The 3,329-nt window shown below is 74.0% G+C and carries 3 protein-coding genes; all 3 read left to right on the plus strand.

The features are described 5' to 3' along the window. The first annotated feature begins 103 nt into the window (after positions 1–103). The gene (gene zwf / locus ACFT55_RS19760) at positions 104–1,645 is read left to right on the plus strand and encodes a glucose-6-phosphate dehydrogenase (protein WP_380245557.1); all 1,542 of its coding nucleotides are present in this window, start codon (positions 104–106) and stop codon (positions 1,643–1,645) included. Positions 1,646–1,718: 73 nt separating this feature from the next. Beyond that, on the plus strand, positions 1,719–2,669 hold the full coding sequence (opcA, locus tag ACFT55_RS19765; protein ID WP_380245558.1) for a glucose-6-phosphate dehydrogenase assembly protein OpcA: 951 nt from the start codon (positions 1,719–1,721) through the stop codon (positions 2,667–2,669). Beyond that, a partial coding sequence (gene pgl, locus ACFT55_RS19770) for a 6-phosphogluconolactonase (RefSeq protein WP_380245559.1) occupies positions 2,666–3,329 on the plus strand: 664 nt, incomplete at its 3' end. The genes opcA and pgl, both read left to right, overlap by 4 nt.

A 3,329-nucleotide genomic window follows, 5' to 3' on the forward strand; every position in this document is an offset into this window, starting at 1 on the left:
GCGGGCCTGAAGGCCCAGGGCGCCGGACGCCCCCGCCCGGGGCGCCAGCGGGCGCCCCGGGCCCACACCTCCCGCCCGCACGACGAAGAACGGTGCCCACCTCGTGAGACCGGCCAAGATCACCGCCGAGCACAACCCGCTGCGCGACCCCCTCGACCTGCGCCTCCCCCGCATCGCCGGCCCCTGCGGGCTCGTGATCTTCGGCGTCACGGGCGACCTGTCGCGTAAGAAGCTCATGCCCGCCGTGTACGACCTGGCGAACCGCGGGCTGCTGCCGCCCGGCTTCGCGCTGACGGGCTTCGCCCGCCGCGACTGGGAGGACCAGGACTTCGCGCAGGTCGTGCACGACGCGGTCAAGGAGCACGCCCGCACCCCGTTCCGCGAGGCCACGTGGCGCCAGCTCGCCGAGGGCATCCGGTTCGTCCAGGGGTCGTTCGACGACGACGACGCCTTCGAGCGGCTGCGCCAGACCGTCGAGCAGCTCGACGCCGAGCGCGGCACGGGTGGCAACCACGCGTTCTACCTGTCGGTGCCGCCCAGCGCGTTCCCCGTCGTGTGCCGGCAGCTGTCCGAGTCCGGCCTGTCGAAGTCGTCCGAGGACGCCTGGCGCCGCGTCGTCATCGAGAAGCCGTTCGGCCACGACCTCGAGAGCGCCCGCGAGCTCGATGCGGTGGTCTCCCAGGTCTTCGACCCCGAGTCGGTCTTCCGTATCGACCACTACCTCGGCAAGGAGACGGTCCAGAACCTCCTCGCCCTGCGGTTCGCGAACCAGATGTTCGAGCCGCTGTGGAACAACAACTACGTGGACCACGTGCAGATCACGATGGCCGAGGACATCGGCATCGGCGGGCGCGCCAGCTACTACGACGGCATCGGCGCCGCACGGGACGTCATCCAGAACCACCTCCTGCAGCTCCTGGCCCTCGTCGCCATGGAGGAGCCGGTGAACTTCGACGCCGACGCCCTGCGCGCCGAGAAGATCAAGGCGCTGTCGTCGGTGCGCCTCCCCCGCGACCTCGGCCGGCACACGGCCCGCGGGCAGTACGCCGCCGCGTGGCAGGGCGGCGAGAAGGTCGTCGGGTTCCTCGAGGAGGAGGGCTTCAACCCCGACTCCACGACCGAGACGTTCGCCGCCGTCAAGCTCGAGATCGACAACCGCCGCTGGGCGGGGGTGCCCTTCTACCTCCGCACGGGCAAGCGCCTGGGCCGGCGCGTCACCGAGGTGGCCGTGGTGTTCAAGAAGGCTCCGCACCTGCCGTTCGAGTCGTCCCTCACGTCCGACCTGGGCAGCAACGCCCTGGTCATCCGCGTGCAGCCGGACGAGGGCGTCACGCTCCGGTTCGGCGCGAAGGTGCCGGGCACCGCCATGGAGGTGCGCGACGTGACGATGGACTTCGGCTACGGCCACTCCTTCACGGAGTCGTCGCCGGAGGCCTACGAGCGGCTCATCCTCGACGTGCTGCTCGGCGACCCGCCGCTCTTCCCGACGCGCGAGGAGGTCGAGCTCTCCTGGAAGATCCTCGACCCGATCACGTCGTACTGGGCGAGCAAGGGCAAGCCGGAGCCGTACCCGTCGGGTACCTGGGGCCCGCCCTCGGCGGACGCGATGATGGCCCGCGACGGCCGGTCGTGGCGGCGGCCGTGACCGCCCGCCCGGCCCGTCCCCCGCACGACGCCGCCCGCGCCGCGGCGAGCCGCACCCACCCAGGAGCTCTCCGATGATCATCGACATGCCGGACACGACCACCAACGCGGTCGGCAAGCGGCTCGCCCACCTGCGGGACGAGGGCGGCGCCGTCGCGCTCGGCCGTGTCCTGACCCTCGTCGTCGTCGCCGAGGAGGCGGACATCGAGGACTCGGTGCACGCCGCGAACCAGGCGAGCCACGAGCACCCCTGCCGCGTCATCGTCGTCGCCCCGCTCGCGCAGCGCGACGCCTCCGCCCCGCGCCTCGACGCCGAGATCCGTGTGGGCGGCGACGCCGGCGCGTCCGAGGTCGTCGTCCTGCGGGCCGGGCGGCCGATGCTCGACCACCCGGACACGCTCGTCATGCCGCTGCTGCTGCCCGACGCGCCGATCGTCGTGTGGTGGCCGACGGGCGGTCCCGACGACCCGACCGGTGACCCGATGGGCGCGATGGCGCAGCGCCGGATCACCGACACCACGACGGCCGCCGACCCGGTCGCCATGCTGCACCGCCTGGCCGGCACGTTCCAGCCCGGCGACACGGACCTGGCGTGGGCGCGCGTCACCCTCTGGCGCGGCCTCATCGCCGCGGCCGTCGAGCAGCCGCCGTTCGAGCCGGTGACCGCGGTGCGCGTCGAGGGCCAGGAGGAGCACACGTCGCTCGACCTGCTCGCGGCCTGGCTCGGCCAGCGCCTGCGCTGCCCGGCCACCGTCGTGCGCACGGACAGCGACGACGCCATCACGCGGGTGACCCTGGAGCGCAAAAGCGGCCCCATCGTGCTCGACCGGCCGGACGGCCGCGTCGTGGCGATCACCCAGCCCGAGAAGCCCGAGCGGCGGATGGCCCTGCCGATCCGCGCGCTGAGCGAGGCGCTCATCGAGGAGCTGCGGCGCCTCGACCCCGACGAGCTGTACGGCGAGGTCCTCACGAAGGGGCTCTCCCGGGTCGAGACCGTCAAGGCGAAGAAGAAGGCCAGCGCGTGAGCGCGACGGACGGCGGCACCGCGCCGCTGGTCGTCGTCCACCCGGACGCCGACGTCCTCGCCGAGGCGGCCGCCGCGCGCCTGCTCACGCGGCTGCTCGACGTGCAGTCGGTGCGCACCCCGGTGCACGCCGTCCTGACCGGCGGGACGGTGGGCATCAAGACGCTCGCCGCGGTGGCCGCGAGCCCGCTGTCGGCGGCCGTGGACTGGTCGGACGTGCACCTGTGGTGGGGCGACGAGCGCTTCCTGCCCGACGGCGACGCCGACCGGAACGAGACCCAGGCCCGGGCGGCACTCGTGGACGCCCTGATCGACGGGTCGGGCCTGCCGGCCGACCACGTGCACGCGATGCCCGCCCTCGGCGCCGTCGTCGACGGCGTGCGCGTCCAGACCCCGGAGCAGGCCGCCGAGGCGTACGCCGCGGAGCTGGCGCGCTTCTCCCCCGCGGCTGCCGACGGGGACGGCCCGGCGGTGCCGGAGTTCGACGTCCTGCTGCTCGGCATGGGGCCGGACGGGCACGTCGCCTCGCTGTTCCCCGGCCACGCGGGCCTCGCGGCCCGGGGCGCCACGGTCGGGGTGCACGGCTCCCCCAAGCCACCGCCCGAGCGCGTCTCGCTGACGTTCGACGCCCTGCGCCGCGCGCGCGAGGTGTGGGTGGTGG

The organism is Isoptericola sp. NPDC057191, assembly GCF_042670225.1.
In the GTDB taxonomy this organism is placed as follows: Bacteria; Actinomycetota; Actinomycetes; order Actinomycetales; family Cellulomonadaceae; genus Isoptericola.